This window comes from Neobacillus mesonae, assembly GCF_023715155.1.
Classification (GTDB): Bacteria; Bacillota; Bacilli; order Bacillales; family Cytobacillaceae; genus Neobacillus; species Neobacillus mesonae_A.
Map to the genome: position 1 here is coordinate 283318 of NZ_JAMBNQ010000003.1, position 6211 is coordinate 289528.

General features: G+C 40.4%; 9 protein-coding genes and 1 pseudogene. 5 read left to right on the forward strand and 5 right to left on the reverse strand.

Annotated features, from left to right (window positions below):
• Positions 1-23: 23 nt before the first annotated feature.
• On the reverse strand, positions 24-317 hold the full coding sequence (locus M3183_RS05715) for a cytosolic protein (RefSeq protein ID WP_251467411.1): 294 nt from the start codon (positions 315-317) through the stop codon (positions 24-26).
• 61 nt (positions 318-378) lie between these two features.
• The gene (locus M3183_RS05720; protein WP_251467414.1) at positions 379-645 is read right to left on the reverse strand and encodes a DUF3055 domain-containing protein; all 267 of its coding nucleotides are present in this window, start codon (positions 643-645) and stop codon (positions 379-381) included.
• Between the two features lie 288 nt (positions 646-933).
• On the opposite strand from M3183_RS05720, the gene M3183_RS05725 reads away from it, so the two are divergent.
• Together M3183_RS05725 and M3183_RS05730 are read left to right on the forward strand one after the other, a co-directional pair.
• Positions 934-1371, forward strand: coding sequence for a DUF86 domain-containing protein (locus M3183_RS05725; protein WP_251467417.1), 438 nt, complete (start codon positions 934-936; stop codon positions 1369-1371).
• A gap of 44 nt (positions 1372-1415) precedes the next feature.
• A complete protein-coding gene (locus M3183_RS05730; RefSeq protein WP_251467420.1) occupies positions 1416-2180 on the forward strand; it encodes a TIGR01457 family HAD-type hydrolase in 765 nt (254 codons plus the stop codon).
• Positions 2181-2483: 303 nt separating this feature from the next.
• Here the strand turns inward: M3183_RS05730 and M3183_RS05735 are convergent, their stop codons facing one another.
• On the reverse strand, positions 2484-2993 hold the full coding sequence (locus tag M3183_RS05735) for a phosphatidylglycerophosphatase A family protein (protein ID WP_251467423.1): 510 nt from the start codon (positions 2991-2993) through the stop codon (positions 2484-2486).
• Between the two features lie 196 nt (positions 2994-3189).
• Between M3183_RS05735 and yutH the strand changes: the two genes are divergently transcribed.
• Complete coding sequence (yutH, locus tag M3183_RS05740; protein ID WP_251467425.1) at positions 3190-4200, forward strand: spore coat putative kinase YutH; 1011 nt, start codon at positions 3190-3192, stop codon at positions 4198-4200.
• A 57-nt stretch (positions 4201-4257) separates the two neighbouring features.
• Positions 4258-5238: a 2-hydroxyacid dehydrogenase gene (locus M3183_RS05745; protein ID WP_251467428.1), complete on the forward strand. Its 981-nt coding sequence runs from the start codon at positions 4258-4260 to the stop codon at positions 5236-5238.
• Between the two features lie 48 nt (positions 5239-5286).
• Here M3183_RS05745 and M3183_RS05750 read toward each other — a convergent pair.
• Positions 5287-5578: pseudogene (locus tag M3183_RS05750) on the reverse strand (NifU family protein).
• Positions 5579-5735: 157 nt separating this feature from the next.
• Here M3183_RS05750 and M3183_RS05755 point away from each other — a divergent pair.
• The gene (locus M3183_RS05755) at positions 5736-6062 is read left to right on the forward strand and encodes a YuzD family protein (protein ID WP_251467431.1); all 327 of its coding nucleotides are present in this window, start codon (positions 5736-5738) and stop codon (positions 6060-6062) included.
• Positions 6063-6121: 59 nt separating this feature from the next.
• On the opposite strand, the gene M3183_RS05760 is transcribed toward M3183_RS05755, so the two are convergent.
• On the reverse strand, positions 6122-6211 hold a 90-nt coding region (locus M3183_RS05760; RefSeq protein WP_251467466.1), incomplete at its 5' end, for an IS3 family transposase.

Below are 6211 nucleotides of genomic sequence, written 5' to 3' on the forward strand. Positions count from 1 at the left end.
AACTCGCCAATGAGGCGAGTTTTTCACTGATGTATTTTATTATATGGGGGCTGTTCATCGGCATCAGGATCATCATGTGTTGGATGGGATCCTTCCATCTGCCGCGGCATATCTTGATGTAATGATTTATTCTCATAATTGAAAGCACTATAGCGGCGCTGTCCTTCCTTCCATGGAGTGCTCTTAAGCTGGACAGGCTCATCTTGTCTGATTGGAGATCCAAATGGTCCATCGGGAAATTCCTCAGCGGTAAGGTAATTCCTTTGTTTTTCCACATTGGACAGGTCAAAGTATTCTCTTTCATTATTATCAGCCATTCTATTTTCACTCCTCCTTTGCCCTTATTATGGCAGGGAAGGGGAAAAACATGTGTCAAACCTAGACGATTTCACTTAGGAAAGATCTTAATTCCTCGGCATCCGCTTCATTTAGTTGAAAAGCATATTCTAAATAGCCTTCTTCCTGAAGGTCATCCTGCCCAATAATAGCAAAGCGGTTTCCCTGCATATCCAATACAAGATGTTTTCCATAATGACGCCCTGTTTGGGTAATGGCTAAATCAAACCGTTTGTGTTCCCCCATAAAGCTTACAAACCTTGTTTTTGTATCTTCTTTATCATCATATAGAAAAAAACGTTCTGTCATGAAAGGCAGTCTCCTTTTTTACATTTTTCACATCTTCTTAATAGTAACAAATAAAGCCGGTTTATGGGAATAAATACATCATTAGAATTTTGGGGGAAATTATATAAAGGAAAATACGAATATTGTCAAAATATGCTACAATATAGAGGAACGAATGCCGCTGTTGAACAGCCTATCATGGATATTGCGATTAAACGATGTTCGTGCTGTTGAAATTCTTGCCCGCGGCCAAAGTCTGTGGCAAGGTAAAAAATATAGCAACATAGAAATCGTAAGGAAGTGGAAGCAATGTATTTTGTGGACCGAGAAAAAATAGGAACAATATTGGTATATTTAGAAGCACAGGTTCAGCTTTTTTCAAGCAGGGAAGAATGGCAGTCTCCATTGGAAAAAGCAGCTCTTGAACGGATTGCACAAATGTCATTGGAGTCTGTATTAGATGTGGGAAACGCGATGATTGATGGATTTATCATGCGTGACCCTGGAAGTTATGAGGATATTATTGATATTCTTATGGATGAAAAGGTGGTTTCTGCCGAAATAGGAGAATCCTTAAAAGGCCTTATCAGCTTTCGGAAACCGCTTGTACGAGCCTATACAGAAGTAGATCACGAAAAGCTATTTGAGCAGTATGCGGCCAGTGTACCAGCATTAACCACTTTTGCTGCAAATGTTCGTGACTATCTTGAAAATGAATTGGGACCTGTTTCAGCATTTAAAAACTAACTGGACCGTGAATGCGGTCTTTTTTCCATATTGGGGTGAATCTTTTGAAAAAATACAATGGTTATTTGATTGATTTAGATGGAACAATGTATCGGGGGTCTGAGCGGATTGAAGCAGCCTCTGATTTTGTAAAAAGATTAAAGGAAAAGGGGATTCCTTATTTATTTGTGACGAATAATTCTTCCCGGACACCGGCGCAGGTTGCCGAAAAGCTGGTTCAATTCGACATTCCCGCCGAAGAGAAGCTTATTTTTACTACAAGCATGGCAACAGCTAATTACATTTATGAACAAAAAAAGGATGCTTCTGTTTATGTGATTGGAGAAGAAGGGATACAAACTGCAATCGAAGAAAAGGGATTGAAGCAGGCTAAAGAAGACGCAGACTTTGTCGTTGTAGGAATCGACCGGTCAATTAGTTATGAAAAGTTGGCTGTTGGCTGTTTAGCGGTCAGAAATGGGGCAAAATTCATTTCCACAAACGGTGATATTGCCCTTCCAACTGAAAGAGGCCTGCTTCCAGGAAATGGTGCATTAACTTCAGTGATTGCTGTTTCAACTAAAACAAAGCCAGTCTTCATTGGCAAACCGGAGTCCATTATCGTGGAGCAGGCATTGAAAGTTTTGGGTACATCGAAGGAAGAAACGATTATGGTCGGCGACAATTATGACACGGATATTTTGGCAGGAATAAATGCCGGGATGGACACGCTCCTTGTCCACACTGGTGTGACAACAAAAGAACTTCTGACGGGCTATGACCAAATGCCGACATTTGCCATTGATTCCTTAGATGATTGGGAGTTTTAAAAAAAGGATGGCCCGCGCCATCCTTTTTTTAAAAAGTAAAGAAGTATTAAATTTTGGCTCTGAAAATAATCCAGCCTCATCCCCCGCAAGTCTTCTTTCTCGAATCAGATCCTAGAAAATCCTGCGTAAAGCGTTAGCTCAAAGCAGCCCGCAGTTAAAAAAAATGCTGTTCATTAAGTAAAACCGCGTTTATGGGCCGCAGAACATTTGCCAGCCCTTTAAACTGATCACTAAGGATGCTGCTAAGAATCATCATCGCAGGAACAAGCTGCGCTTATTCCGGAGGCGCTTGCGCTTCTCCTATCAATCCTTATCATCTACACCTGCTGCCCGGTGAGCCAGCCTGCTTGATGCAGCTGCTGCAATCGCACCGACAATATCATCTAAAAAGGTATGACATTCCCCTGTTGACTTATCATTTAATCTTGCCAAAATCCCAGGTTTCTGCTTATCAATATAACCATAATTCGTAAAGCCAATGGAGCCGTACACATTCACAATTGAAAAGGCGAGAATTTCATCAACCCCATATAAGCTCTCATCTATTCCGATAATGGTTTGCAGCGGTTCCTCAAGCATTCCTTTTTCAGCCAGTCTGTCAAGCTGTATCCCGGTAATAATAGCGTTTTGTACCTCACGTTTGGAAAGAACCCGCTCCACGTTAGCTATACAATCATCTAATTGTAAATTCTCATGATACTTTTCCTGCAGATAAAACACTAAATCTGCAATATCTTTAATTTGCACGCCTCTTTCCTTCAGCCATCTGCGTGCTGTTTCTTCGACTTGATCTAATTTTTTGTGATCTGCCATACCTTATATCACCTTTTCTGTATAATTTAGCTAACTCCGTGCTCTATTATTTTATAATATGCAAATTCATTAAAAACAATCAACGAAAGTGACCGGCTTCTCTGGTGATTTTTTTAAAAGAAGGTAGGGAACAAGTTTTGCCATTTCAAAACATATATATGAATTTAGAAGGTGTACCGAAAAGAGGTGGCTTAATTTGTTATCGAAAATGTTGGGGACCTATTATGGAATTAATGCGAAAGAGGAATTCAAAATCAACGCCTTTGATGCAGTAAGAGGAGATGGGTGGCTGTATTTGATTAGCGGTCCACATGGAAAAGAAGAAGAAGACTTGAAAGAATTGAGCAGCATATCACAGCATCTCAGGGGATATGGAGATCAGCAGGTACCCGTCATTATGCCTTCAAAGGACGGGAATTTTATTACCAAGTGGGAAGGCAAGCAGTATTGTGTATTGGCGGTTATGGAAGTGGAGCGGCAGCAGCGTCAGACGAAATTAGGCAGGAAATTAGCCAAGTTTCATGAGCGTGGCAGAAGGGTGCCATTTCAAATTGAACGGACCTCGAGAATCGGGCAGTGGAAGGGATTATGGGAAAAAAGGCTGGAACAAATGGAGAGGGTTTGGAATGGGTTATTGTTTCAAACACCTGAAGATGAATTCGAAAGAATGTTTATTGAATCCTTTCCCTATTATATGGGATTAACCGAGAACGCTATACAATATTTGGTTGATACGGAACTTGATGATGAACCGCTGGAAACCGACAGCGGGACGGTCTGTCATAATCGATTTACCACCCATACATGGGGCGGCCGGTATATCGTTAAGAACCCATTTGATTGGATTTTTGATCATCGAAGCAGGGATTTAGCTGAATGGACAAGAGAGAGGTATTTTCGTAATAACCAAACCTATGATGTAGAATTAAGGCAGTTTTTTTCCGAATATCAAAGCATTGTGCCGCTATCACCTTTTTCGTGGCGGCTGTTGTATGCAAGATTAATTTTTCCGCTTCACTATTTTGATTGTATTGAGGATTATTATTCCACACAAGAAGAACAGGCTAGGAAGATGTTAGAAGAACAGTTGAGTAAAATTCTCCGGCAATCATCTGAAAACGAGCGGTTTTTAGCTGGCTTTTTTCAAATGAGCGGAGCGCCTATTAATCGAATCAACCTGCCCCAGCTGGAATGGCTGTATCATTAAACAAATTCAGGAAGACTATGGTAAAATAGACAAAAAAGACAAGGAAAGGGAATGAGGATGAAGCCATACGTTTATATTACCAGAAAACTTCCTGAAGCGGTGATTAAACCGTTAACACAGCAATTCAATGTAAATATGTGGGAGGATAAGGAGGAGCCAGTACCAAAAGAAGTATTGCTGGAAGAAGCAAAAAAGGCCGATGCCTTATTAACGATGCTGCCGGATGTGGTCGATGAAAATGTATTTTCCGTCGGGGAAAAATTGAAGATAGTCGCGAATATGGCGGTTGGTTACGATAATGTAGACATTGAGGCAGCAACCAGATATGGGATTGCTGTTTGCAATACACCTGATGTTTTAACAGATGCAACAGCAGATTTGACCTTTGCCTTATTGATGGCATCCGCCAGAAGATTAGAAGAAGCAGCCCGTTTCATAAAGGAAGATCGATGGAAAAACTGGAACCCTTATCTTTTGATTGGACATGACATCCATCATAAAACCATTGGCATTCTTGGGATGGGGAAAATAGGAGAAGCTGTTGCCAAAAGGGCAGCAGGCTTTGACATGAACATTCTCTATCACAATCGCTCAAGAAAACCGGAAACGGAACAGCAATTGGGAGCTAAATATGTATCGTTTGAAGAACTAATTGAACAGTCTGATTTTGTTGTTTGTTTAACACCATTAACAGAAGAAACACGGAATATGATTACACTCAGTGTATTTAAAAAAATGAAGCAATCGGCTATTTTCGTCAATGCTTCCCGTGGTCCGGTTGTAAATGAACAGGATTTAGTAGAGGCGCTGAAGACGGGAGAAATTGCCGGAGCCGGTTTGGATGTTTTTGAAAAAGAACCAATACGTCATAATCATCCCCTATTAAAACTTGATAATGTTGTCGCCCTTCCTCATATTGGCAGCTCCACCATTGAAACAAGAACAGCCATGATGAAGGTTTGTGTTGATAACATTGAGGCTGTTTTAACAGGTAAGCCTCCGATAACGCTGGTAAATAAAGCATGGCAGAATGCCTAAAAAAAAGCGATTGCTGGACATACAGCAATCGCTTTAACTATTTAAATTTTAGAAAACTTGTTCAACTTCAACAACACCAGGAACTTCCTCAAGAAGTGCCCTTTCAATACCTGCTTTAAGTGTGATAGTTGAGCTAGGGCAGGATCCGCATGCACCTAACAAGCGAAGTTTCACAACACCATCCTCAACATCAACTAATTGGCAATCCCCGCCGTCGCGAAGAAGAAATGGACGTAATTTATCTAATACTTCTGAAACCTGTTCAAACATTTCTTGTTCTGACATAGTTATCGACTCCTTTCCTAATTATATTATACTGATGCCAGCAGTAAAAATCCATTCTCAGAATTTGCCGGATCACCCAAAAAACTATTTTCTTAGATAAAGTCAATTATACAGTATGAAACCGGATGACGGGCCTGCCAATTTGCAAGTTGCCATTTAATTTTCCCCTAGAATTATAGTAAAATAGAAGAAAAAGAGCAAGGAATGATTTTATGGAATTTACAGAGGTTGAGGTTGTTCTTTATGGTGCTGAGCAGATTTGTCCCAGCTGTGTAAACATGCCATCCTCCAAGGAAACATACGAATGGCTGGAAGCGGCAATTGCAAGGAAATTTCCTCAGCAGCCTTTTAAAATTAGCTATGTTGATATTCACCAGCCGCAGGAAGACACAAAAAAAGGCGATTTTGCCAAGCGGGTCATTGAAGAGGATATGTTTTATCCAGTCGTTTTGATTGGAGAAAAAGTGGTAGGAGAAGGCAATCCCCGCCTGAAAACGATTTTTGCAGAACTTGAGAAATATGGATATAAAGCGGTATAAAAAAACAAGCATTCCTTCATTAAAGTGTACCCCTTGTAAAGGACATTTTAAAAAAAGGCCTAGGCTACCTGTAACAGATGATTCCTGTACTGTACAGGAGTCATCTTTTTTAGATTCCATTGATATCTAGTATGGTTATAGTGGCGGAT

What these genes read in the sequence shown, in the direction of transcription:
- M3183_RS05725 (WP_251467417.1), top strand. Translation starts at nt 934, where the DNA reads ATGTATTTTGTGGACCGAGAAAAAATAGGAACAATATTGGTATATTTA.
- M3183_RS05735 (WP_251467423.1), bottom strand. Translation starts at nt 2,993, where the DNA reads ATGGCAGATCACAAAAAATTAGATCAAGTCGAAGAAACAGCACGCAGA.
- M3183_RS05715 (WP_251467411.1), bottom strand. Translation starts at nt 317, where the DNA reads ATGGCTGATAATAATGAAAGAGAATACTTTGACCTGTCCAATGTGGAA.
- M3183_RS05755 (WP_251467431.1), top strand. Translation starts at nt 5,736, where the DNA reads ATGGAATTTACAGAGGTTGAGGTTGTTCTTTATGGTGCTGAGCAGATT.
- M3183_RS05745 (WP_251467428.1), top strand. Translation starts at nt 4,258, where the DNA reads ATGAAGCCATACGTTTATATTACCAGAAAACTTCCTGAAGCGGTGATT.
- M3183_RS05720 (WP_251467414.1), bottom strand. Translation starts at nt 645, where the DNA reads ATGACAGAACGTTTTTTTCTATATGATGATAAAGAAGATACAAAAACA.